We start from the raw sequence: 23652 nt of genomic DNA, 5'->3' as shown, positions 1-23652 counted from the left end.
GCTGATCGGGACCCCGATTTGGGCGGTCCGGCAGCGGGGTGGTTGGCTTGCTCCAACCCCCGAGCATTCAGGTCCTGGAGGAAGTCAATGGCGCAGGTCGAGGCCACTACGGAGCGGGTCGTCGCGGCGGACGCGGAGAAGGTGTTCGACGCCCTCGCCGACTACAGCGGCACGCGGCAGAAGCTGCTGCCCGGGCACTTCAGCGAATACGAGGTGCGTGAGGGCGGCGACGGCGAGGGCACCCTCGTCCACTGGAAGCTCCAGGCCACCAGCAAGCGCGTGCGCGACTGCCTCCTGGAGGTCAGCGAGCCGACCGACGGCGAGCTCGTGGAGAAGGACCGCAACTCCTCCATGGTCACCACCTGGCGGGTCACCCCGGCCGGTGAGGGCAAGTCCCTCGTCGTCGTCACCACCACCTGGCAGGGCGCCGGCGGTATCGGAGGCTTCTTCGAGAAGACCTTCGCGCCCAAGGGTCTCGGCCGGATCTACGACGAGCTGCTCGCCAAGCTCGCGACCGAGGTCGAGAAGTAAGTCCCAGGTGCCCGGGGGCCCTTGGTTCCCTCACCGGATCGAGTGGATCTCCGCCGTGTCCGGGACTGCGCCGTAACTCGCCGTGCTTGCTCGTAGTTGTCGCGTAATGCGGGAAATGTGAGCAGGTACGGCGAGGGGAGCGGTACGTGGGCGGCACGACTCTGGTGCAGGACGAAACCGTCACCGCACCACCTCAACAGGCTCCGCCCCAAGACGCCGATTCCCAACTGAGCCCGCGCCGGGTGCGGTTGGTCTTCTTCGCACTGATGCTCGCGCTGCTGCTGGCCGCGCTGGAGCAGATGATCGTCGCCACCGCCCTGCCGAAGATCGTCGGCGAGCTGCACGGCCTGGACAAGATGTCCTGGGCGATCACCGCCTACCTGCTCACCGCGACCGTCGGACTGCCGATCTACGGCAAGCTCGGCGACCTCCTCGGCCGCAAGGGCGTCTTCCAGTTCGCGATCGTCGTCTTCGTCATCGGCTCCGCGCTCGCCGGGCGGGCCGAGACCATGGACCAGCTCATCGCCTTCCGCGCGGTGCAGGGCGTCGGTGCCGGCGGGCTCATGATCGGCGTCCAGGCGATCATCGCGGACATCGTGCCTGCCAGGGAACGCGGCCGGTTCATGGGTCTGATCGGCGCCGCGTTCGGCCTCGCCTCGGTCGCCGGGCCGCTGCTGGGCGGCTACTTCACGGACCACGTCTCCTGGCGCTGGTGCTTCTACATCAACGTCCCCTTCGGCCTCGTCACCCTGGCCGTCGTGGCCGTCGTACTGAAACTGCCGAAGCCGAGGACCAAGGCCCGGCTCGACGTCCTCGGCTCCCTGCTGCTGGCCGCCGCCTCCACCTGCCTGGTCCTGCTGACCAGTTGGGGCGGCATCGAGTACGCCTGGGACTCCCGCGTCATCCTCGGCCTCGCCGGGGGAGCGGCCGTCGCCTCGGTCCTCTTCGTGGTCGCCGAGCACTTCGCCGCCGAACCGCTCATCCCGCTGCGGCTGTTCAGGGACTCCGTCTTCAACGTCACCGGCCTGGTCGGCCTGGTGACCGGCGTCGCGCTGTTCGGCGCCGCCAGCTATCTGCCGACCTATCTGCAGATGGTCGACGGAGCCACGGCCACCGAGTCGGGCCTGCTGATGCTGCCGATGATGGGCGGCATCGTCGGCGCCTCGATCGTCTGCGGCCAACTCATCAGCCTCACCGGCCGCTACAAGATCTACACCGTGCTCGGCAGCGCGCTCTCGGCCGTCGGCATGTGGCTGCTGTCCCGCCTCGAAGTCGACACGCCCCGGCTGCACTACAGCCTCTGGATGGCCGTGCTCGGCGCCGGCATCGGCATGGTGATGCCGGTCCTGATCCTCGCCGTGCAGAACTCCGTACGCCCCGCCGACCTCGGCACCGCCACCAGCGCCAACAACTACTTCCGGCAGATCGGCGGCAGCGTCGGTGCCGCCATCTTCGGCACCCTCTTCGCCGACCGGCTCGCCGACGCCCTGACCGAACGGCTCCCCACGCGCGCGGGCGCCGAGCTGCCCGACCCCGAGTCGATCACCCCGCAGCTCGTCCACACCCTGCCCCCGGCCCTGCGCGACGACTACATCCAGGTCTACGCCGACGCCATGCCGAGGATCTTCCTGTACCTCGTGCCGGTGCTCGTGCTGGGCCTGCTCATCGCCTTCTTCCTCAAGGAGAAACCGCTGGTGTCCCACAACGCCCAGGCCCCGGAGACGGAATCGGGGCCGGTGAACGCCCCGATCCCGCCCGCCCGTTCGCAGTACGCCACCGGAGTTCCCGTCTGCGGCCTGGTGCAGAATCCCGACGGGACCGTCGTCCCGCGCGCGGCACTCACGCTCATCGACATCGGCGGGCAGCAGGTCGGGCGCGGCGCGAGCGGCGAGGACGGCCGGTACGCCCTGGCGACGCCGGGCCCCGGGTCGTACGTCATGATCGCCGCGGCGGGCGGCCACCAGCCGCAGGCCGTCACCGTGACCGTCGGCGAACGTCCCGTCGATCTGGACATCGTCCTCGGCGGCGCCGGACGCCTCGCCGGGCGGGTGCTCACCCCCGACGGCACGCCGGTGGACGCCACGGTCACGCTCACCAACGTGCAGGGCGAGGTCGTCGCCACCACCCGCAGCGGGCGCGAGGGCGGCTACGTCATCACCGAACTCGTCGCCGGCGAGTACACCCTCGCCGCGAGCGCCTCCGCCTTCCGCCCGGCCGCCGTCCCCGTCACCGTCAAGGCGGCTCGCGAGACCCGCCAGGACATCGAACTCGCCGGCGGCGCCCTGCTGCGTGGCACCGTGCGGGCAGGCGGGGGGCGCCCCGTCGAGGACGCGCGCGTGACGCTGCTCGACGCGGCCGGCAACGTCATGGACACGCTTACGACCGGGCCCGACGGGACCTTCCGGTTCGTTGACCTGTCCACCGGCGAGTACACCGTCATCGCCACCGGTTACCCGCCGGTCGCCACCGTGCTCCAGGTCGCCGGCGGAGGCCGTACGGAACGCGATCTTCAGCTCGGACACGAGGACTGAACCGGCGCACCCGCACCTGGGTTGTCCTGCGGGGACGTGGCGCGGACGGGTCTTTCGGTCCCTGCGCGGGCCGTCTTGATCTCGTCATATCAATTCCCGTATTGCCGCACATCACGTCGGCTCGGAGCCGTACGGTGGTGTGGGCGCGCAGATCTTGTGGAGCCGTGGGGAGAGAGGGCCTGGGCCATGGACCGTGGCACCGAGAGGGACGGCGCGGTGACGGAACACGCCGCGTCCGGACGGATCCCACTGGCCGTGGTCGTGGTGGACCGCGAGGGCCTCGTCTCGCACTGGAGCTCCGGCGCACGCCGTCTGTTCGGCGCCGCCAAGGAGGAGGCGATCGGACGCGCGGCCGTCGATCTGCTGCCCGTCTCCGGCGCGCTGCCCGAGGACGACGACGTCTCGCTGTACGGCGCCTACTCGGCGTACGACGGTCTCGGCCACGATCTTGAGACGTCCCTCGACGGGCGGCTGTACTACCCGGCCGCGGGCCGTGCCCGCCTCACGGTGCCCGAGCGAAGCGAGTCGGGGAGCGACCGGGTCGACGTCCTGTGGTGGGCCTACCCGCTGGTGGGCCCCGGCCCGGAGCGGCTGCTGGTGCTGGGCGCCGACGTGGGCCGGCTCCAGCAGGAGGCCCAGGAAGAGGACACCGGCTACGAGCGCGTCGCCCCCGGATTCGCCCTGCACACCGACTTCCCCGGCGCCGAGGAACTCGCCCGCAGGCTCCCCGAGATCCTGCCCAGCATGAGCGTCGAGGAGAGCGCCCGCATCGTCGGCCAGATCCTCGAACTGGGCTATCCGGTACTGGAGTTCAGCCAGAACGACCGCGTCCCCGTCACCCCCGACTGGGGCGTGCCCCGGCGTGCCGAGCGCAGGGCGCGCCGCGAGCGGGCCGCCCGGGCAGCCGCTCAGGGCCTGCCGTTACCGCGGGAGTACACCGACGAGGCCGAGGACCTCGAGTACGTCGCCGTACGCGAACGCCTGGAGTTCCTGAACGAGGTCAGCGGCCGCATCGGCACCTCCCTCGATCTGTCCCGGACCATCGTCGAGGTCAGCAAGGCCGTCGTGCCCCGCTTCACCGACGTTGCCGGAACCTATCTGCGCGAACAGGTCGTCGCCGGCGAGGGATTCCCGGAAGGCGTGCCGGACACGACCACCATGTGGCATCGGGTCGCCCTCGAACACACCGACGAACCCGGCCGCTGGGAGGACGTCGTGCCGGTCGGCGAGGCCATGCCCTTCCCGGCGCACACGCCCTTCTTCCAGTGCATGACCACCGGCGACCCCGTGCTCGTGCCGCGTATCAGCGAGCAGATGGGGCACGCCATCGCCTCGCAGTTCGAGAAGCGGGACATCCGGCCGCTCATCACGGACCGCTCCATGCTGGTCGTGCCGCTCAAGGCCCGCGACGTGGTGCTCGGCTTCATGATCCTGCTGCGCCACCCCGAGCGCGTCGAGTTCAACGACATGGACCGGGTCACCGGCGCCGAACTCGCCGCCCGCGCGGGCCTGGTGCTCGACAACGCGCGCATGTACACGTACCAGGAGAGCGTCGCCGAGACCCTCCAGGACAGCATGCTGCCGCACATCCCGCCGCGCATGGCGGGCTGCGACATCGCCACCCGCTATCTGCCGGGCACCCTGCTCGGCCGGGTCGGCGGCGATTGGTTCGACTCCGTCAAACTGCCCGGCGCCCGCACCGCCCTGGTCGTCGGTGACGTGATGGGGCACGGCCTCAACTCGGCCGCCATGATGGGCCAGTTGCGTACGGCCGTGCAGACCATGGCCGCCCTCGACCTGCCGCCCGCCCAGTTGCTGCGCAACCTCGACGACCTCGCCCAGCGCCTCGGCGACACCTACCTCGCGACCTGCCTGTACGCCGTCTACGACCCGATCGCCGGCGAACTCCACATCGCCAACGCCGGCCACATCCCGCCTGTCCTGGTCCGCGCCGACAACGGGCGCAGCGAGCTGCTCGACCTGCCCACGGGCGCCCCGATCGGCGTCGGCGGGGTGCCCTTCGAGGCGGTACGCGTGCGCGTGCGGCCCGGCGACCGGATCGTGATGTGCACCGACGGCCTGGTCGAGGTGCGCGGCGAAGACATCGGTGTCGGGCTCGCGACACTGTGCGAGTCCGCCGCCCATCCGGCCGCGTCCATGGACGACGCCTGCGACACGATCATCCGCGCGCTCGCTGTGACATTTTCGGAAGCGGGCTGCGGCGGCCGCAAGGACGACGTGGCCCTGCTGATGGCCCGCCTCAACGGCATCGAGCCGGAGGACGTCGCCGAATGGCGGCTCGCCCTCGACCCGGCGGAGGTCGGCCGGGCCCGCGCCGTCGTCCGTGAACAGCTGCACGGCTGGGGCCTGTCGCGGCTCGCCGACAGCGCCGAGGTGCTGGTCAGCGAGCTCGTCACCAACGCCGTACGCCACTCCCACAGCCGTCCCGTAGAGCTGCGCCTCGTCCGTGGGGACACGTTGCTGTGCGAGGTGGACGACGACGACCACGAGCTTCCGACCCTGCTCCACGCCGGGCCGGACGACGAGACCGGACGCGGGCTGCGGGTGGTGAGCGTGCTCGCCCGCGCGTGGGGCACCAGTCGTACGAGCGCCGGAAAGGCCGTCTGGTTCGAACTCACCCTCCCGCGACGCTGACGCCTCGCGCCCCCAGGGGCGTACGACTTGTGCCCCGAACGGCGTACGACGGCGCACGAGTCTCGAATGCGGAGTGAAGGAATGCGCCACGCGCTTGTAGCCGTCACCGGGCCGCGATAGACCGTACTCGCCCGTCACTTGACGACGGGTCGGCGTCGCAACCTGGGGAGTTGGGCACATGAGCGTGACGAGTCGGTACCGTCAGTCCTGGGAGGGCTTCTGGCGTGAAGCGAGTGGTGAACAGGGTGCGGTGTTCTGGGACGCCGAGCCTGCCTTGACCGCCGGCCGCCACCTGGCCCTCTTCGAGGCGCACCTGACCGATCCGGGCCTGCCGATGGTGGACCTGGGCTGTGGGAACGGCACTCAGACGCGTTTCCTCGCTGAGCGCTTCCCGCGCGTCGTCGGCGTCGAGCTGTCCGCCGCCGCCCTCGACCACGCCCGGCAGGCCGACCCCGCAGGGCAGGCCACCTATCGGCTGTTCGACGCGGTGGAGAAGACCGAGGCGGAGACGCTGCACGCCGAACTCGGCGACGCCAACATCTACATGCGGGGTGTGCTGCACCAGGCCGAGCCCGACGACCGGCAGCTGATGGTGAACGGGATCGCCACGCTGGTCGGCGAGCGCGGCCGGGCCTTCCTCGTCGAACTCTCCGAGTCCGCGAAGCCGGTCCTCATGGGCCTCGCGCAGAGCCCGTCGGGACCGCCGCCCAAGCTCGCGCCGATCTTCCGGCACGGCATCGCCCCCGGCGAGGTCGCCGACGCCGCCGTGCCCGAGTATCTGCGCGCGGCCGGGCTCAGCGTCCTGGCGCGCGGTGAACTGCCGCTGATCACCACGGAGTACGGACCTGACGGCGCTCGGATCGAGCTGCCCTCGAAGTGGGTGGTGGCCGGCCGGACGGTGTGACGGCGGGGGCGGCGGGCGGGGCACGCTGACCCCGTCCGCCGCACCATCAGCCGGCGTTGCGGCCCTTGAAGTACGCCGCCCATCCGGCGGCGAGCAGCGCGGCCGCGAGCACGGCGACGGAGCACGATCACGCCGGTGGAGGCGAGGCCGCCACCTGCGGCCGAGGTGCCGCCTCCGCCGGAGCCGCCCGTGGTGGACGTCGTTCGACTGCCGGATTCGGCAAGGGGTTTGGGCGTGCAGGTGGGGCGTGAAAACATGAGAAAAGTTCACGACTGCAGCATCTGGCGACGCCGGCACCCCCTGGGCTACCGTCGGTAACACCCGCTCTCGCAGCGGCCTCTCGTGTGTCTCCCGCCCCTTGCGCATCTCCCCGGAAGGCAGCCCATGGAGAACTCGTCAACCCCTGCCGCGATCACGCGCCGTCGTGCCCTGACCGTCGCCGGCGGGGTGCTCGCCGGTGCCGCCCTCGCGCAGGCCACGTTCCCGGCCTTCGCGGCCTCGGCCGGCTCGTCGGACGCGGACGCCATCGTGGTCGGCCACGGCCTCGCCGGGCTGGTCGCGACGGCCGAACTGGCCGCGGCGGGACGCAAGGTGCTGCTCCTGGACCAGGAGCCGGAGGCCGGCCTCGGCGGGCAGGCGTTCTGGTCCTTCGGCGGACTGTTCCTCGTCGACTCCGCCGAGCAGCGGCTGATGGGCATCAAGGACTCCCACGAGCTGGCCTGGCAGGACTGGCTGGGCACGGCCGGCTTCGACCGCGGGATCTCCGACCCGTCGGGCCAGGACCACTGGGCCTACAAGTGGGCCGAGGCGTATGTGGACTTCGCCTCCGAGGAGAAGCGGTCCTGGCTCGCCGGGCTCGGTATGCAGTGGTTCCCGATCGTCGGCTGGGCCGAGCGCGGCGGCGGTCTCGCGGACGGGCACGGCAACTCGGTGCCGCGCTTCCACGTCACGTGGGGGACCGGACCGGCCGTGGTCGAACCCTTCGAGAAGAAGGTCCGCGCGGCCGTGGAGAGGGGCCTCGTGACCTTCAGGTTCCGCCACAGAGTCGACGAGTTGATCGTCACGGGCGGTGCCGTCACCGGCGTACGCGGCGCCGTCCTGGAGCCGAGCAACGCCGGGCGCGGCAAGCCCAGCTCCCGTACCGTCGTCGGCGACTTCGAGCTGAACGCCCCCGTCGTGATCGTCACCTCGGGCGGCATCGGCGCCAACCACGAGCTGGTGCGCAAGAACTGGCCCGCCCGGCTCGGCACCCCGCCCAAGTCCATGATCACCGGCGTGCCCGCGCACGTGGACGGCCGGATGCTGGCGATCACCGAGAAGGCGGGCGGACGGATCGTCAACCCCGACCGGATGTGGCACTACACCGAGGGCCTCAAGAACTACGACCCGATCTGGCCCGGCCACGGCATCCGCATCCTGCCCGGCCCGTCCTCCATGTGGTTCGACGCCGAGGGCAAGCGTTTCTCCAGCCCCGACATCCCGGGCTACGACACCCTGCACACCCTCAAGTCGATCAGCGACAGCGGCTACGACTACTCCTGGTTCGTCACGACCCAGAAGATCATCGCGAAGGAGTTCGCGCTCTCCGGCTCCGAGCAGAACCCGGACCTCACGGAGAAGAACATCTGGATGCTGCTGTCCCGCATCTGGCAGACGCCGGAGCCGATCGAGCGGTTCAAGGAGAAGGGTGAGGACTTCGTCGTCGCCAAGACCCTGCCCGAGCTGGTCGCGGGCATGAACAAGCTGACCGGCGACAACCTCATCGAACTCGGGGACCTCAAGCGGCAGATCGAGGCCCGTGACCGCGAGATCGACAACCCGTACACCAAGGACGTCCAGGTCATGGGCATCCGCAATGCGCTCGCCTACCCGGGTGACACGCTCAGCCGGACCGCGTCCGCCCACAAGATCCTGGACACGAGCGCCGGCCCTCTCATAGCCGTGCGCCTCAACATCCTCACCCGCAAGACCCTCGGCGGCCTCCAGACCGACCTCTCGGGCCGTGTCCTGGACGCTTCCGGCACCCCGATCTCCGGTCTGTACGCGGCCGGAGAGGTCGCCGGCTTCGGCGGCGGCGGGGTCCACGGCTACCGCTCCCTGGAGGGCACCTTCCTCGGCGGCTGCCTGTTCTCGGGCCGCGTGGCGGGCAAGGCCGCGGCACAGGCCACCGCGAGCTGAACCCAGCGGGTCACGGCTCGGTGGGCACACACAGGACGGGCGTACGGGACAGATGCAGCAGTTTGTGGGGTGTGGAGCCCAGCAGGGCCCCGCGCAACGGGCTCTCACCCCAGCTGCCGACCACGATGAACCTCGCCGCATGGCGCGTCGCTGCCTCGATCAGCGCCTCCGCCGGCTTCTGGTCGATGACCTCCACCGTGGTCGGCACACCGGCCTCGTCGGCCACCCCGACAGCGTGCGAGAGCGCGGTGCGTCCGGCCGCCTGGACGGCGTCGCGGTGAGCGGTGTACTCCTCACCGAGAGCGCCGGGCGCAGCGGCGCCGTAGACCAGCACGAGGGGCTCGCCGAACGCCGCCGACACCTCGATGGCGACGTGCAGTGCGCGGACCGCGCCCGGGGACTCGTCGTATCCGAGAACGATCGACATCTTCAGTGCTCCTTGTCGCCGTGCACGAGGTCGGGGTCGGCCACCTCGGGGCGTTCCTCCCAGAAGGTGGGGGCCATCAGCCGCCACACGATCATGAGGATCACCCCCGCGAGAGTGATGCCGATGCCGATGACCAGCGGCGGGCCGAGCCCGAACCACGAGACGCCGCTGTAGGAGTTCTCGGGATCGGCCATGTCGCCGATCGACTCGACGAGCAGCCAGACCAGCAGTCCGGCACCGATCAGCGGGCCGAGGCCGATGAGCAGGAAGTTGTGCAGGCTCTCGGTGAGATGGCGGCGGTAGTAGACGGCGCAGGCGATGCCCGTGAGCGCGTAGTAGAACGCGATCAGCAGGGACAGTGCGGTGAGCGAGTCGAAGAGGGCGTTCTCGCTGATCTGACGGACGATCAAGTACCAGGCGATGGCGATGCCGGCCACCCACCACGTGCTCACGTCGGGGGTGCGGAAACGCGGGCTGATGTGCCCGTAGTGGGACGGCAGCGCGTGCCGGCGGGCCATGGACAGCGCCGTGCGCGAGGCGGGGATGATCGTCGTCTGCGTGGAGGCCAGCCCGGAGGTGGAGACCGCCAGCAGCACCACCCAGTCCCAGCCGCCCATCGCCTCGTCGGCGAGGATGGCGAAGATGAACTCCTCCTCCGCGGCGTTCTCGGACAGGAACGCCGGCCCGGCGTAGGCGACGACGGCGTAGGCGACCGCCACATACGTCACCAGCAGGATGACCGTCGACCAGACGGCCGCCTTGCCCGGAGCGGTGGCGGAGTTCTCGACCTCCTCGGTGAGATTGACCGCCGACTCCCAGCCCCAGTAGATGAACACGCCCAGCAGCAGGCCGGCCGTCAGCCCTGCGCCGCCCGCCCCGAAGGGGTCCAGCCAGCTGAACGCCGGGTCGACGGCGTCGAGGGTGCCGGTGTCGGCGTAGACCTTGTAGAGCGCCACCACGGCGAACGCGATGAGGCAGGCGACCTGCGCGAGGATGAGGACGTTCTGCACCCGCGCCGACACCTCGGTGCCGATGACGCACACGGCCGTCATCACGATGATGAGCAGCACCGTGAGCAGCTGGCGCACGAACTCGTTCTCGGCCCAGCTGTCGAGACCGAAGGCCAGCAGGGCGAATGTCACCGCCACGTCCGCCAGCGAGCCGATCACCAGGACGCCGGTCATCGTGATGGCCCAGCCGCCGAGCCAGCCGGCCCACGGGCCCATCGCCCGGGTGACCCACGAGAAGGTCGTCCCGCAGTCCTGGTCGACCTTGTTGAGGTAGTAGAACGCCGAGGCGATCAGCAGCATCGGGACGAACGACGCGAGCATGACGCCGGGGGCGTAGACACCCACCAGCGCCACGACCGGACCGATGGCCGCGGCCAGCGAGTACGCGGGCGAGGTGGCGTTGAGCCCGATGACGAGCGCGTCGACGAACCCGATCGCATCGGGCTTCAAGCCCGCGGCCTGCGGCGGGCCCGCGTCCGCGATGTCTTCGGCCATGTTCCCTCACTCCCGTTGGACGTGAATCCATACAACAGGGAGCTGCGAAACATTCAAGACATTGATGCCCTTGGCGGGCATATATGTCGTGTCGGGACGGCCGCTACTCCGGTGCCGGGACGAGCGCCGCCAGGTCGTCCGGGGTGCGGGGGCCCGCCGACGCGTCGCCCAACAACCCCTGTGCCCGCAGGAGTTGGGCCGCGGCGACACCCCACGGGAGCCGCAGGCCGGCCTGCTGGAGGAGGTCGGTGCGGGCCAGCATCTCCGGTGCCGCCCCGATGCGTGCGCCGGACGGGGTGAGGAGCGCCGCGTCGTCGGCCCAGCGCAGGGCCAGATCGACGTCATGCGTGGCCATGACCACCGTGGTCCCGCTCGAGCGCAGTCCGTCGAGCGTGGCGAGCAGGCGTTCCTGCCCGTCCGGGTCGAGCCCGGCGGTCGGCTCGTCCAGGATCAGCACCCGGGGCCGCATCGCCACCGCGCCGGCGATGGCCGTGCGCTTGCGCTGCCCGTACGACAGCAGATGCGTGGGCCGGTCGGCCAGCGCCCTGATGTCCAGTGCGGCGAGCGCCTCGTCGACCCGCACCCGCACCTCGGGGTCGGACAGGCCGAGGTTCAGCGGGCCGAAGGACACGTCCTGGGCGACGGACGCGGCGAAGAGCTGGTCGTCCGGGTCCTGCACGACCAACTGGACGGTCGTCCGCAACCGGGTCAGCCCCTTGCGGCCGTACGTGACGGGCGTGCCCTGCACCGTCAACCGGCCGTCGTGCGGCCTGAGTCCGCCGCTGAGCAGCCGCATCAGCGTGGTCTTGCCACTGCCGTTGCGACCGAGCAGCGCCAGCGCGCGCCCCTCGCGCACGTCGAAGTCGAGGCCGCTGAGCACGACGGGGCCGTCCTCATAGGCGTAGGACGCGCCCCGCAGGGCGACCAGGGCGGTGGGCTCGCTCATGGCAGGGCCTTCTCCAGTACGAGGGTGAGGGCGGCCAGCGCCGCGAGGAGGGCGCAACTCGCGGCCGTGAAGCGGGCGGAGACCCGGGCCTCGGGCACCAGGACACGCAGGGTGCCGTCGTAGCCGCGCCCGGCGAGCCCGGCCTGGAGACGGGTGGCCCGGTCGAAGGCCTGTACGAAGGCGGTCGCGCCGAGCCCGGCCAGGGAACGCCACTCCGCGGCCCGGCTCGTGTGCCCCAGCCGGGCGGCCTGGGCGTCCCGGATGCGGCGCACGGAGTCCAGGAGCAGGAAGCTCATGCGGTACGTCACCAGGGCGACGTCCACGACGGGCGCGGGCACCCCCGCCTTCACGAGGCGGGGCAGCAGGTCGGACATGGGGGTGGTGAAGGCGAACAGCAGCACCCCGAGCGAGGCCGCCGAGGTGCGCAGGAGTAGTTCCCCGGCGCGCAGCGGGCCGTCGTCCGCGAGGGACACGAAGCCTTCCGGCCCGCCGACCTGGACGAGCAGGGTGACCGCGCCGGTCACGCAGAAGCCCAGCGGCACGCGGTAGGCACGCCACAGCCGCCGGCCCGGCACGCCCGCCGGGCCCAGCAGCACCACGAGGGACGTCAGGAGCACCAGGGCCGCGCCCGGCCAGGGCGGCAGCGAGATCGCGAGCAGGGTGAGACCGAGCCCGAGCACAGCCTTGTCCACGGGGTGACGGCGGCGCCAGCGACTGCTGTGCGCCGCCGCGTCGATCGGCAGCACGAGGGATCAGGCCCTTTCGACCGTGGACTCCTCGGCGGTCGCGGCGCCACCGGCCCCGCTCTCGGCGTCCCGCGACCGCTCCAGCGCCCGCTGCTCGCCCTGCCGCCTGCCCCGGTGCACGCCGAAGTAGTAGGCGAGGACACCGGCGCCGAGGGCCGCCTGGAGGGCGAACAGGGCCGACTCGATCTCACCGGACGGCGGCTCGTACAGCGGCGAGAACCAGGGCTCGTAGTCCGGCTTGATCTCGGTGATCGCGGTCTCCGCCTCGGCGTCGGCGCCCGTGAAGGGCTCCTCCTTGTGGTCGCCGAGTCCCAGGGCCAGCGGCAGGACCGCGAGCGCGGCCACGACGATCAGCAGCAGGACGTTGATCTTCGTGTTCCTGCTCATCGGGCTCTTGCTCATCGGGCCACCGCCTCGGTCTGGGTCCGGGACTGCTTCTTGGCGAGGAGCACGCCCAGCCGGGTCAGCTCGCCCTTGCTGGACTGCACCAGCAGCCGCATCACGAGCACCGTGAGCAGTCCCTCGCTCACCGCGAGGGGGATCTGGGTGACGGCGAAGATGGAGCCGAACTTGCCGAGCGCGCCCAGGAATCCGCTGCTCGGGTCGGGGAACGCGAGCGCCAGCTGGACGCTGGTGACGCAGTAGGTGGACAGGTCGGCGACGAACGCCCCGAAGAACACCGCCACCATCAGCGGCACGTCGTAGCGGCGCAGCAGTCTGTAGATCGCGTATCCGGCCCAGGGGCCCACGATCGCCATCGAGAAGACGTTGGCGCCGAGCGTGGTCAGGCCACCGTGCGCGAGCAGCAGCGCCTGGAAGAGCAGGGTGATGGTGCCCAGTACCGCCATGATCGGTGGCCGGAACAGGATGGCGCCCAGCCCGGTGCCGGTCGGATGCGAGCAGCTGCCGGTCACCGAGGGCAGCTTCAGCGCGGACAGGACGAACGTGAAGGCTCCGGAGGCGCCGAGGAGCAGCGTGCTCTCGGGGTGCTCCCTGACCTCACGGGTGAGCGAACGGACTCCGTGGACTACGAACGGCGCGGACGCGACGCCCCAGGCGACCGCGTGCGCCGGCGGGAGGAAACCCTCGGCTATGTGCATGGCTCAGCAGACCCTCTCCAGCACCTCGTGGATGGTTGACGCGCCTTGGCCGGTCTCCTGGCTGACGGGTACCACCGCCCGTGCTCCGCCTTCCCGGGTCCCGAAGGACCCAGTGGCTGCCCGTGAGGGCCAGAGCCGGACTTCCCGATTCACAGTGGCGAGGGCCGCACCGGCATCACACCGGATTTCCCGTTCACCAAGGCGTGGTGACAGTAGTGCCCGCACAGGGTGGCTGACAAGCGCGCCTCGGGGGCGCGAAAGGGGTGCTCGAGCGCCGCAGGGCCGGGGTGGGCGGTCCGCAAACTCCGCAACCGTGCGTGAACCCTGGGTAACCGAATGCGGATCACTTACCAGAAGTTTGTGAATGCGGTGATCTGTCCGCGCTCCGGTGCCGAATCAAGTGCATGGAGGAATCCACGGCCCTGCTGGACGGATGCGGTGAACCGGCCGGCATCGAGAGAACCCTCGCCGCGGTGCTGGCCGAGGTCGTGCGGAGCGAGCAGGTTCCGGTCGACGGTCACTTCTTCGACGACCTGGGCGCCGACTCACTGGTGATGGCGCACTTCTGCGCACGAGTCAGGAAGCGCGCGGATCTGCCGTCGGTGTCGATGAGGGACGTCTATCGCCACCCGACGATCAGGAGCCTGGCGACGGCGCTCGCGGATGCCGAGCCCGTGCCCCGGTCCGAACCGGCGGCTGTGCTCACGGCACCGGAGTCCCCGGCCCCGGCCCCGTCCGCGGCGGGCAAGCGGCAGTACGTCCTGTGCGGCGCCCTGCAGTTCCTGGCCTTCCTGGGGTACGTCTACCTCCTCGCCTTCGGCACCGCCCTGGGCTACGGGTGGATCTCCGCCGGATCGGGCGCACTCGATGTGTACCTGCGCTCGGTCCTGTTCGGAGGTGCGACGTTCCTGGTCCTGTGCGTCCTCCCCGTCCTCGTGAAGTGGACCCTCGTAGGCCGGTGGACGCCTCAGCGCATACCCGTCTGGAGCGTGGCGTACGTCCGCTTCTGGATCGTCAAGACGCTGGTGCGGGCGGATCCCATGGTGCTGTTCAGCGGCTCCCCGCTCTACCTGCTCTACCTCAGGGCACTGGGCGCGAAGGTCGGGCGGGGCGCCGTGGTCCTCTCCCGGAACGTGCCCGTGTGCACCGACCTGTTCACCATCGGTGACGGCACGGTCATCCGCAAGGACTCGTTCTTCTCCTGCTACCGGGCGCACGCCGGACAGATCCAGACGGGCCCCGTCACCATCGGCAGGAACGTGCTGGTCAGCGAGGCCACCGTCCTCGACATCGACACATCGCTCGGCGACGGGGCCCAGCTCGGGCACGCCTCCTCACTGCACCGCGGGCAGGCGGTGCCCGACGGCGAGCACTGGCACGGGTCCCCGGCACAGCGGACCGACGTGGACTACCAGGTGGTGGGCCGGGCCCGCTGCGGCGCGGTGCGCAGAGCGACCCACAGCCTTCTGCAACTGCTGCTCGCGCTGGCCGTGTACGTACCCCTGGCGGTCGGCGGGGTGGCCGCGCTGCTCGTCGAGGTCCCGCAGCTCAGCACGGCTCTGGAGCCGGGACCCGCGGTCTTCGCCGACGGGTCGTTCTACCTCGAAGCCCTGGCGATGTCGTTCGTGCTCGTCTTCGGCGCCGTACCCGCCGGTCTCCTCGTCCTGACCGCCCTTCCGCGCCTGCTCAGCCTGACCATCACGCCGGGCAGGACCTACCGTCTGTACGGCTTCCACTTCGAGGTGCACCGGACGATCACGCTCCTGACCAACTGGCGGTTCCTGAAGCGTCTGTTCGGTGACAGCTCCGCCATCGTCCACTACCTGCGGGGCCTCGGATACGACCTCTCCCGCGTCGAGCAGACCGGGTCGAACTTCGGCACGGAGATGAAGCACGAGACGCCGTACCTGAGCTTCGTCGGGCGCGGCACGATGGCCGCCGACGGCCTGTCGATCATGAACGCCGACTTCTCCAGCACCGCGTTCCGGGTGTCCCGGGTGTCGATCGGGCCGCGCAACTTCCTCGGGAACCGGATCGCGTATCCCACGCGGGGCAGGACCGGCGACAACTGCCTGCTCGCGACGAAGGTGATGGTGCCGGTCGACGGGGAGGTCCGCGAAGGCGTCGGCCTGCTGGGCTCGCCGAGCTTCGAGATTCCGCGTTCGGTGCTGCGGGACAGCACGTTCGACCGGCTCAAGGGCCGTGAGGAGCTGCGGCACGGCCTTGCCGCCAAGAACAGGCACAACGTCGCCACCATGGCCTGGTACCTGCTGTCGCGTTGGATCTTTGCCTTCGTTCTCATCCTTCTCGTCACGGCAGCCGCGGAGTTGTACGGGCCGCTCGGCGTGTCCGGGCTCATGCTGGCCGACCTCCTGGTCGTGCTGTTCACCATCGCGTACTTCGTGCTGGTCGAACGCGTCGTCACAGCGGTCCGTCCCCTGAAACCCCTCTTCTGCTCGATCTACACACCGGACTTCTGGCAGCACGAGCGCTACTGGAAGGTGCCGTCGGAGACGTACCTGAGGATGCTCAACGGCACCCCGTTCAAGAACGTCGCCTGGCGGTTGCTGGGGGTGCGGCTCGGCCGCATGGTCTTCGACGACGGCTGCCATCTGACGGAACGGGCCATGGCCGCCATCGGGGACGGCTGCACGCTCAACCTGGGAAGCGTGGTCCAGTGCCACTCGCAGGAGGACGGCGCCTTCAAGTCCGACCGGAGCACGATCGGCTCCGGATGCACCCTCGGGGTCGGCGCTTTCGTCCACTACGGCGTGACGGTGGGCGACGGTGCGGTGCTCGCCCCGGACTCCTTCCTGATGAAGGGGGAGGCGGTCCCGCAGCAGGCCTGGTGGGGCGGGAATCCGGCACGGCCGATCCGCTCGTACGGCGAGGACGAGGTGAGGTCGGCCCCATGACATCCACGGCATCGACGGCATCGACGACAGCGGCTGCGGAGGCCGGCCGGGCGTACTGGCGGGATGTGCTCGCCGCCGGCGGGGTCACCACCGTCCCTCGGTGGACCTTCGACCCGGTGGCCGGTGTCGCCACGCACGAGGCGCCGCTTCCCCAGGATCTGACGGACGCGCTGAGCCGCCTGACGGACGATCTGGCGGTACCCCTGCGCACGGTGCTGCTCGCCGCGCACGCCAAGGTTCTCGCCGCTCTGTCCGGCGAACACGAGGTCACGACCGGTTATGTCGCCGTACAAGCCGCGCCGCCGCTGCCCTGCCGGCTGACCGTCGAACCCGGCTCGTGGCGGACGCTGGTGCTGCACACCCACCGGACCGAGTCGGAACTGCTGCTGCACAAGGACTTCCCCGTCGACGGACTTCGGCGTGCGGCGGGCCTGCCCGGACCGGTCGGCGAGGCCGAGTTCGATCCGATCGGCGACGGCGGCGAACTCGCCGGGAACGCCGTGCTGCGGCTGGGCACACCGCGACCGGGCGAGCCGCCCGCGCTGCGGCTGCGGTACCGGACCGACGCGCTCGACGCGGACTGCGCCGCGAGGATCGTCGGCTACCACCTCACCGCGCTCACGCTGATCGCGGCCGATCCGGACGCCGCGCACGACCGGCAGAGCCTGCTCTCGGCCGATGAGCACCGTTTCCAGCTCGAGGGACTCGCCGGACCCCGCCGCGAACTGCCCGACCACCGCTTCCACGAGCTTTTCGAACAACGCGTCAGGACGCACCCCGACGCCGTCGCGGCCGTACACGGCGACCAGCGGTGGACCTACCGGGAACTCAACGCGAGGGCCAACCGGCTGGGGCGTGCCCTCCTGGCACGGGGGCTGGGCCGTGAAGGGGTCGTCGCGGTGGTGACCGAGCGGAACCTGGACTGGACGGCCGCCGTCCTGGCGGTCCTCAAGGCCGGCGGGGTGTACCTGCCCGTCGAGCCGCACTTCCCGGCCGACCGCATCGCGACCATGCTCACGCGGGCCGGGTGCCGGCTCGTGCTGACGGAACCGGGCAGCACCGCCATGCTCGACCGGGCCCTCGACTCGCTGCCCGCGGTCCGGGCGCTGTCCGTCGACGCCGCCTACGCGGAGTGCCACGCGGACTCCGACCTCGGCGTCGGCGTCGCCCCGGACCAACTCGCCTACATCTACTTCACGTCCGGCTCCACCGGCGAGCCCAAGGGAGCCATGTGCGAGCACGCGGGCATGCTCAACCACCTCTACGCCAAGATCGACGACCTGGGGATCGGCGAGGGGCAGGTGGTCGCCCAGACCGCGCCCCAGTGCTTCGACATCTCGCTGTGGCAACTGGTCTCCGCGCTGCTGGCCGGCGGGCGGACCCTGCTCGTGGAACAGGACGCGATCCTGGACGTCCCGCGGTTCGTCGACACGATCGCCCGCGGCGGGGTCGGCGTCCTCCAGGTCGTGCCGTCGTACCTCGACGCGGTCGTGGCCTACCTGGAGCGGCACCCGCGCGCGCTGCCGGACCTGCGATGCGTGTCGGTCACAGGCGAGGCACTGAAATGGGAACTCGTGCAGCGCTGGTTCGCGGCCGAGCCCGGCATCAGGCTGGTCAACGCGTACGGGCTGACCGAGACGTCGGACGACACCAACCACGAGGTGATGGACCGGGCGCCGGACAACGGACGGATCTCGCTCGGCTCGCCGATCAGCAACGTGCACGTCCACGTCGTGGACGAGCACCTGTCACCGGTGCCGCTCGGCGCCCCCGGCGCGATCGTCTTCTCCGGGGTGTGTGTCGGCCGCGGTTACGTCAACGACCCCGAGCGCACCCGGCAGGCCTTCGTACCGGATCCGCACCGCGCGGGCCGGCGGCTCTACCGGGGCGGCGACTACGGCCGCTGGGTGCCCGGGGGCAAGCTGGAGTTCCTCGGCCGCCAGGACACCCAGGTCAAGATCCGCGGCTTCCGGATCGAGATCGGCGAGGTCGAGAGCGCCATGCTGCGGGCACCCGGCGTCCGCGACGGCGCGGTGGTGGCCGTCGAGGGGGCCGGCCAGGGCGGACGCCTGGTGGCCTTCTACTCCGGTGACGGCCCGCTGAAGGACGCCGACCTCAGGGACCGGCTGGGCCGGTCGCTGCCCGAGTACATGGTCCCCACCGAGTTCCACTGGCAGGAGAACCTGCCGGTGACCGCCAACGGCAAGGTCGACAAGAAGGGGCTCACCGCGCTCGCCGCGCAGGTCAGCGCCGTGGTGCCGGATGCCGGATCCGCCGGCACCGGGCTTGACATGGCCGAGGCGGGCCGCGACACGCCCCGCACGCCCACCGAACGGCGGCTGGCCGCCCTGTGGGCTCAGGTCCTCGGAATACCGGAGCACACGATCCGCCGGCACGACCACTTCTTCGACCGTGGCGGCACCTCCCTCGCGGCCGTGCGGCTCGCGATCGCCCTGGACCGTGCCGTGGACATCAAGGACCTCACGCGCCACCCGGTGCTGGCCGACCTGGCCCGCGTCGTCAACGGCAGGGCCCCGGCCGCCGCGCCACCGGCCTCCGCGGCCGGCGTCGGCCCCGCACCACCGGCTTCCTCCTGAACCCGCGACCGAAAGGAGACCGAGATGCCGACCTCGCCCCCCGTGCCGATGCTCGACGTCGACCTTCAGCCCGGCAAACCCCCCATCCTGCGCGCCGACTCCACCGGCGACGCGGCGAGTTGGGCCGCCGAGCACCGGGACGCGGTGCGTGCCGTCGTCGCCGAGCACGGTTCGGTCCTGGTCCGTGGCCTCCGGCCGGCCGACCAGGCTGGGACCGCCGCCGTCTTCCGGCGGCTGGCCGCCGGTCTGATGACCGAGAAGGAGGCCTTCGCATCCCGGCGGACCTACGCCGACGGCGTGTACTCCTCGTCGAAGTGGCCGCCGCACCAGCCGATGTGTATGCACCATGAACTCAGTTACACCCTGGAGTTCCCCGGTCTGATGCTGTTCGCCTGCCTCAGTGCCCCCGACGCCGGCGGCGCGACCGCGCTGGCCGACGCACCGACCGTGCTGGGCGCGCTGCCCACCGATCTAGTGGAGCGGTTCCTGAGGGAGGGCTGGCTGCTCACCCGCAACTACAACGAGGAGATCGGGGCGTCCCTGACCGACGCGTTCGGCAGTGAGGACCGCGGTGCGGTCGAGAGCTACTGCCGGGCGGCCGCGATCGAGTTCGAGTGGCAACCCGACGGCGGACTGCGGACCTGGCAGCGCCGCAGCGCCGTGGTGCGGCACCCGGTCACCGGCCGGCGCTGCTGGTTCAACCAGATCGCGTTCCTCAACGAGTGGACCCTGGCCCCCGAGATACGCGAGTACCTCGTCGACATCTACGGCGCCGACGGGCTGCCGTTCAACACCCGCTACGGGAACGGCGCACCGATCGGCGAGGACACCGTGCAGCTGCTGAACGACGTCTACCAGTCCCACACCGTGCGCGAGCCGTGGCAGGCCGGCGACCTGATGCTCGTCGACAACATCCGCACCGCCCACAGCAGGGAGCCGTACGAGGGGCCGCGCGAGGTGCTCGTCGCGATGGCGGACGCGGTCCGCCTGGCCGACTGCTCGCCGACCGTGGAGGTGATCACCCGATGACCACCACCCGTTCAGGCACCTGGGAGTCCGCACCGTCCGGACCGGCCGCCGTGCCGCCGTTCGCGATCGTGCCGGGCGGCCAGGTCCAGCAAGCGCTGCGAGGGCGCGAGAAGCAGATCGTGGAGGTGGTCGAGGAAACCTACCGGCTGCACGACGACGGCGATTCGGTGAATCCGCCGTCCCACTTCCTGCGCTTCCCCGACCGCCCGTCGTCCCGGATCATCGCCCTGCCCGCCTCGATCGGCGGGGAGGCAGGGGTGGACGGCCTGAAGTGGATCTCCAGCTTTCCGCAGAACGTGGCCGCCGGCATCCCGAGGGCCTCGGCGGTGCTCGTCCTCAACGACCGCCACACCGGCTACCCGTTCGTCTGCATGGAAGCCTCGATCATCAGCGCCACGAGGACGGCCGCGTCGGCGGCACTGGCGGCGGACCGACTCAGCCGCGGCCGGGAGCGCCCGACCCGCGTCGGCTTCATCGGGACGGGCCTGATCGCCCGCTACATCCACACCTTCCTGACCGGGACCGGCTGGTCGTTCGACACCATCGGCGTGCACGACGTGTCCGCCGACAGCGCCGCCGGGTTCCGCTGCTACCTGGAGCAGTCCGGGGCCACCGGCTGGATCGTTCTGCACGACAGCGCCGAGCAGCTGATACGCCAGAGCGACCTGGTCGTGTTCGCCACTGTCGCCGCCCGGCCGCACATCCACGAGCCGTCGTGGTTCGCACACCGTCCGCTCGTGCTGCACGTGTCGCTGCGCGATCTGGCCCCCGAGGTCGTGCTCGCCTCGGACAACATCGTCGACGACGTCGAGCACTGTCTGAGGGCGGACACCTCCGTCCATCTGGCCGAACAGCTCACCGGCAATCGTGACTTCGTGACGGGGACGCTGGCGGCAGTGATGTCCGGACGCGTGTCGCCGTCGGCGGACCGGACGGTGGTGTTCTCGCCCTTCGGCCTCGGCGTGCTCGACCTGGCAGTCGGCAAGTACGTCTACGACGAGGTGGCCGGCTCCGGCGAGCTGCACGTCGTCGACGGCTTCTTCCATGAGCTGAGCCGGTACGGGTGAACACCGTCCGGGCCCGGTCGCTCTTCAATCCGCGGAGGCCATCGTGTCAGTCATATCCGCCCCTTACACCTTCAACGAGGAGGATCTCTACGTCGACCTCCAGCCGATACTGGGGCACGCGCTCTTCCTGAAGTGCGAAGGCTTCAACTTCGCCGGCTCGATCAAGCTGAAGCCCGCCACCGAGATGGTGGAGGCTGCCGAAAGGGCGGGGGTGCTGACCCCGCAGTCGGTCCTGCTGGAGTCCTCGTCGGGCAACATGGGCGTGGCACTCAGCATGATCGCCGCCAGCAAGGGCTACCGGTTCCTGTGCGTGACGGACTCCCGCTGCAACCTGTCGACCAGGCTGGTGATGGAGGCCCTGGGCGCCCAGGTGCACGTGGTCACCGAGCCGAGCGCCGACGGCGGCTTCCTGCAGGCACGCCTCGACTACGTGCGCGCACTGTCCGCCCTCGACGACCGGTACGTATGGCTCAGCCAGTACACCAACCCGGGCAACTGGCGAGCGCACTACCGCAGGACCGCACCGGCCATCGCCCGCTCGTTCCCGGGACTGGACGTCCTGTTCGTAGGGGCCGGCACCACCGGAACCCTGATGGGCTGCGCCCGCTTCTTCCGGCACTGGCACCGGCCCGTCCGCATCGTCGCGGTGGACAGCGCCGGCTCGGTGACCTTCGGCGGGACCCCGGGCCGCCGCATGCTTCCCGGCCTGGGCATGAGCGTGAGCCCGCCCCTGCTCGACGAGTCCTACGTCGACGAGGCGGTGCACGTCGAGGAGGCGGACACCATCCGCGCCTGCCACCGCCTGGCCAGACGCGGATTCCTCTTCGGCGGCTCCACCGGCACCGTCGTCAGCGGCGCGACGCGCTGGCTGGCCGCGCACGACCCGGCCGGTCTGACCGCGGTGGCCATCGCCCCTGACCTGGGCGAGCGCTACCTCGAGACCGTCTACCAGGCCAACTGGGTCCAGGCCCTGTACGGCGACGACGTGCTCGGTGGCGGCGGCCGGGTCACCGCCGGTTCCCTGGCCGCCCGCCTCGCGTCACTGCGGGATGCGGACGACGGCCGGGACTCGGACACTTAAAGAAGGGTGGGTGAACCGAACATGCTGGATCGGGGCATTTGCACAGGTGGGAGAGGGTGTGGCGAAGCGGGAGGCTTCCGGGGCCCGACACGTCGGTACGTCCGAGACCGATCGCCTGTTGGTGTCCGTCGCTGCGGGCAGTCAGGACGCCTTCTCCCGGTTGTACGACGCGGCCGCCGGACCGATCTACGGAATCGCGTGCCGGGTCCTTCAGGACCCCGCGCACGCCGAGGAGGTCACCCAGGAGGTCATGCTGGAGGTCTGGCAGAGCGCCCCCCGCTACCGGCCCGAGAGCGGGCACGCCATGACCTGGATGCTGACAATCGCTCACCACCGAGCCGTGGACAGCGTCCGCACGCTGCAGAGGTCCACCGAGCGCGAGCGCGCCGTCTCCCAGCACGAGTCGACGCCGGCCTTCGACGACGTCGTGGACACGGTGGAGGCGCTCGGTGAATGCGAACAGGTCCGCTCGTGCCTGAAGGAGCTCAAGCCCGAGCTGCGGCAGCCGGTGGTGCTCGCTTACTACGAGGGCCTGACCCATACCGAGATCGCTTCGAGGCTGTCCCTGCCGCTCGGCACCGTCAAGAGCCGACTGCGCAGGGCTCTGACCCGTCTGCGGAACTGCCTGGGAGCTCCGCCGTGATGACAGCCGACTCGCACGATGCACACGACCTCGCGGGTGCCTATGCGGTGAACGCCCTCACCCGGGAGGAACGGGAGGCCTTCCGCCGCCATGTCGCCGACTGTCCCGACTGCGCCCACGAGACGCTCCGTCAGCAGGAGGCCGCGGGCTGGCTCGCGCTCGCGGCAGCCCGCACCCCGCCGCCGCGTCTGAAGGAACGCGTCCTCGCCGAGGTGGCCCGGACCCCCCAGCTCCCTCCGAAGCCCCCCGGTCCGGCGGACGGCCGCCGCATCCGACGATCCACACCGCCGCTGCTGCATCTCGCACTGGCCGCCAGCCTGGCCGCGGCCGCCGCGCTCGGCGGTCTGGCGGCCTGGCAGCACCAGGAGGCGCGGGAGGCGAGGGAGGCGCGCCAGGAGGCCCGGAGCCAGGCCGCCGGCCTCGGCCGGCTCTTCGCGGCTCCCGACACCACCTTCGTCAAGAAAGACCTGGCCTACGGCGGATCCGGCACCGTGGCGGTTTCACGGGAGCTGAACGAGGCCGTCTACTTCTGCCAGGACCTGGCCCCGCTGCCCGCGGACAAGACCTACCAGATGTGGTACGTCGACCCCGGCGACGCCGTCCGCCCCGCCGGGCTCCTCGCCGCCAAGGCCGGCCTCCAGTCCGCGTCCCTTCCCCCGCCCGGCGCCGCCGCCGCACTCGCTGTCACCGTCGAACCGAGCGCGGGCTCCTCCCACCCCACCAGCGATCCGGTCGCCACCTGGCCCTTGCCCACTTCCTGATCGGGTGGGCCGGCCTCCTGCTGTCTCGTAGGAAGT

General features: G+C 70.8%; 18 protein-coding genes and 1 riboswitch. Of the genes, 12 read left to right on the top strand and 6 right to left on the bottom strand.

Going from position 1 to position 23652, the window contains the following annotated elements; translation table 11 throughout:
- The first annotated feature begins 87 nt into the window (after positions 1 to 87).
- The 5 genes from OHT51_RS08115 (at position 88) to OHT51_RS08095 (ending at position 8799) form a co-directional block, all read left to right on the top strand.
- Positions 88 to 531, top strand: a complete 444-nt coding sequence (locus OHT51_RS08115) for an SRPBCC family protein (protein WP_328878225.1) — start codon at positions 88 to 90, stop codon at positions 529 to 531.
- Between the two features lie 146 nt (positions 532 to 677).
- Positions 678 to 3062, top strand: a complete 2385-nt coding sequence (locus tag OHT51_RS08110) for an MFS transporter (protein WP_328878224.1) — start codon at positions 678 to 680, stop codon at positions 3060 to 3062.
- Positions 3063 to 3248: 186 nt separating this feature from the next.
- On the top strand, positions 3249 to 5717 hold the full coding sequence (locus OHT51_RS08105; protein WP_328878223.1) for a SpoIIE family protein phosphatase: 2469 nt from the start codon (positions 3249 to 3251) through the stop codon (positions 5715 to 5717).
- Between the two features lie 178 nt (positions 5718 to 5895).
- On the top strand, positions 5896 to 6621 hold the full coding sequence (locus OHT51_RS08100) for a class I SAM-dependent methyltransferase (protein WP_328878222.1): 726 nt from the start codon (positions 5896 to 5898) through the stop codon (positions 6619 to 6621).
- A 384-nt stretch (positions 6622 to 7005) separates the two neighbouring features.
- Positions 7006 to 8799 (top strand): FAD-binding dehydrogenase, encoded by a 1794-nt coding sequence (locus tag OHT51_RS08095; RefSeq protein WP_328878221.1) that lies wholly within the window; start codon positions 7006 to 7008, stop codon positions 8797 to 8799.
- 10 nt (positions 8800 to 8809) lie between these two features.
- On the opposite strand, the gene OHT51_RS08090 is transcribed toward OHT51_RS08095, so the two are convergent.
- The 6 genes from OHT51_RS08090 to OHT51_RS08065 form a co-directional block, all read right to left on the bottom strand.
- Positions 8810 to 9226, bottom strand: a complete 417-nt coding sequence (locus tag OHT51_RS08090) for a universal stress protein (RefSeq protein ID WP_328878220.1) — start codon at positions 9224 to 9226, stop codon at positions 8810 to 8812.
- A 2-nt stretch (positions 9227 to 9228) separates the two neighbouring features.
- Complete coding sequence (locus tag OHT51_RS08085) at positions 9229 to 10731, bottom strand: APC family permease (protein ID WP_328878219.1); 1503 nt, start codon at positions 10729 to 10731, stop codon at positions 9229 to 9231.
- A gap of 103 nt (positions 10732 to 10834) precedes the next feature.
- Entirely contained in the window at positions 10835 to 11677 is an 843-nt protein-coding gene (locus OHT51_RS08080) for an energy-coupling factor ABC transporter ATP-binding protein (protein WP_328878218.1), read from the bottom strand.
- A complete protein-coding gene (gene cbiQ / locus OHT51_RS08075) occupies positions 11674 to 12423 on the bottom strand; it encodes a cobalt ECF transporter T component CbiQ (protein WP_328878217.1) in 750 nt (249 codons plus the stop codon). The genes OHT51_RS08080 and cbiQ overlap by 4 nt, the downstream gene beginning before the upstream one ends.
- A gap of 6 nt (positions 12424 to 12429) precedes the next feature.
- Entirely contained in the window at positions 12430 to 12810 is a 381-nt protein-coding gene (locus tag OHT51_RS08070; RefSeq protein WP_328878216.1) for an energy-coupling factor ABC transporter substrate-binding protein, read from the bottom strand.
- An 11-nt stretch (positions 12811 to 12821) separates the two neighbouring features.
- Positions 12822 to 13523 (bottom strand): energy-coupling factor ABC transporter permease, encoded by a 702-nt coding sequence (locus OHT51_RS08065; protein ID WP_328878215.1) that lies wholly within the window; start codon positions 13521 to 13523, stop codon positions 12822 to 12824.
- A gap of 30 nt (positions 13524 to 13553) precedes the next feature.
- Positions 13554 to 13739, bottom strand: a riboswitch (cobalamin riboswitch).
- A 188-nt stretch (positions 13740 to 13927) separates the two neighbouring features.
- On the opposite strand from OHT51_RS08065, the gene OHT51_RS08060 reads away from it, so the two are divergent.
- From OHT51_RS08060 to OHT51_RS08030, 7 genes are read left to right on the top strand one after another with little or no spacing between them, the layout of a single operon-like run.
- Complete coding sequence (locus OHT51_RS08060) at positions 13928 to 16438, top strand: Pls/PosA family non-ribosomal peptide synthetase (protein WP_328878214.1); 2511 nt, start codon at positions 13928 to 13930, stop codon at positions 16436 to 16438.
- On the top strand, positions 16435 to 19035 hold the full coding sequence (locus OHT51_RS08055) for a non-ribosomal peptide synthetase (protein ID WP_328878213.1): 2601 nt from the start codon (positions 16435 to 16437) through the stop codon (positions 19033 to 19035). Before OHT51_RS08060 ends, OHT51_RS08055 begins: the two co-directional genes overlap by 4 nt.
- A gap of 24 nt (positions 19036 to 19059) precedes the next feature.
- Positions 19060 to 20064: a TauD/TfdA family dioxygenase gene (locus tag OHT51_RS08050; RefSeq protein WP_328878212.1), complete on the top strand. Its 1005-nt coding sequence runs from the start codon at positions 19060 to 19062 to the stop codon at positions 20062 to 20064.
- Positions 20061 to 21131 carry a 2,3-diaminopropionate biosynthesis protein SbnB gene (gene sbnB, locus OHT51_RS08045; RefSeq protein WP_328878211.1) on the top strand — a complete coding sequence of 357 codons (1071 nt, stop codon included), beginning with the start codon at positions 20061 to 20063 and terminating at the stop codon, positions 21129 to 21131. The genes OHT51_RS08050 and sbnB overlap by 4 nt, the downstream gene beginning before the upstream one ends.
- A gap of 43 nt (positions 21132 to 21174) precedes the next feature.
- On the top strand, positions 21175 to 22212 hold the full coding sequence (gene sbnA, locus OHT51_RS08040; protein WP_328878210.1) for a 2,3-diaminopropionate biosynthesis protein SbnA: 1038 nt from the start codon (positions 21175 to 21177) through the stop codon (positions 22210 to 22212).
- Positions 22181 to 22855, top strand: coding sequence for an ECF RNA polymerase sigma factor SigK (gene sigK / locus OHT51_RS08035; protein ID WP_443052428.1), 675 nt, complete (start codon positions 22181 to 22183; stop codon positions 22853 to 22855). Before sbnA ends, sigK begins: the two co-directional genes overlap by 32 nt.
- Entirely contained in the window at positions 22855 to 23616 is a 762-nt protein-coding gene (locus OHT51_RS08030; RefSeq protein ID WP_328878208.1) for an anti-sigma factor, read from the top strand. Before sigK ends, OHT51_RS08030 begins: the two co-directional genes overlap by 1 nt.
- Positions 23617 to 23652: the final 36 nt, after the last annotated feature.

This window comes from Streptomyces sp. NBC_00299 (assembly GCF_036173045.1).
GTDB lineage: Bacteria > Actinomycetota > Actinomycetes > Streptomycetales > Streptomycetaceae > Streptomyces > Streptomyces machairae.
Note: the sequence above shows the minus strand (reverse complement) of the source record. Positions and strands in the feature narration are given on the sequence as shown.

Coding starts and splice junctions, on each gene's coding strand:
- OHT51_RS08055 (WP_328878213.1), top strand. CDS start 16,435: ATGACATCCACGGCATCGACGGCATCGACGACAGCGGCTGCGGAGGCC.
- OHT51_RS08080 (WP_328878218.1), bottom strand. CDS start 11,677: ATGAGCGAGCCCACCGCCCTGGTCGCCCTGCGGGGCGCGTCCTACGCC.
- sigK (WP_443052428.1), top strand. CDS start 22,181: ATGCGGACGACGGCCGGGACTCGGACACTTAAAGAAGGGTGGGTGAAC.
- OHT51_RS08085 (WP_328878219.1), bottom strand. CDS start 10,731: ATGGCCGAAGACATCGCGGACGCGGGCCCGCCGCAGGCCGCGGGCTTG.
- OHT51_RS08105 (WP_328878223.1), top strand. CDS start 3,249: ATGGACCGTGGCACCGAGAGGGACGGCGCGGTGACGGAACACGCCGCG.
- sbnB (WP_328878211.1), top strand. CDS start 20,061: ATGACCACCACCCGTTCAGGCACCTGGGAGTCCGCACCGTCCGGACCG.
- OHT51_RS08030 (WP_328878208.1), top strand. CDS start 22,855: ATGACAGCCGACTCGCACGATGCACACGACCTCGCGGGTGCCTATGCG.
- OHT51_RS08100 (WP_328878222.1), top strand. CDS start 5,896: ATGAGCGTGACGAGTCGGTACCGTCAGTCCTGGGAGGGCTTCTGGCGT.
- OHT51_RS08070 (WP_328878216.1), bottom strand. CDS start 12,810: ATGAGCAGGAACACGAAGATCAACGTCCTGCTGCTGATCGTCGTGGCC.
- OHT51_RS08115 (WP_328878225.1), top strand. CDS start 88: ATGGCGCAGGTCGAGGCCACTACGGAGCGGGTCGTCGCGGCGGACGCG.
- OHT51_RS08090 (WP_328878220.1), bottom strand. CDS start 9,226: ATGTCGATCGTTCTCGGATACGACGAGTCCCCGGGCGCGGTCCGCGCA.
- OHT51_RS08060 (WP_328878214.1), top strand. CDS start 13,928: ATGGAGGAATCCACGGCCCTGCTGGACGGATGCGGTGAACCGGCCGGC.
- OHT51_RS08095 (WP_328878221.1), top strand. CDS start 7,006: ATGGAGAACTCGTCAACCCCTGCCGCGATCACGCGCCGTCGTGCCCTG.
- OHT51_RS08065 (WP_328878215.1), bottom strand. CDS start 13,523: ATGCACATAGCCGAGGGTTTCCTCCCGCCGGCGCACGCGGTCGCCTGG.
- OHT51_RS08050 (WP_328878212.1), top strand. CDS start 19,060: ATGCCGACCTCGCCCCCCGTGCCGATGCTCGACGTCGACCTTCAGCCC.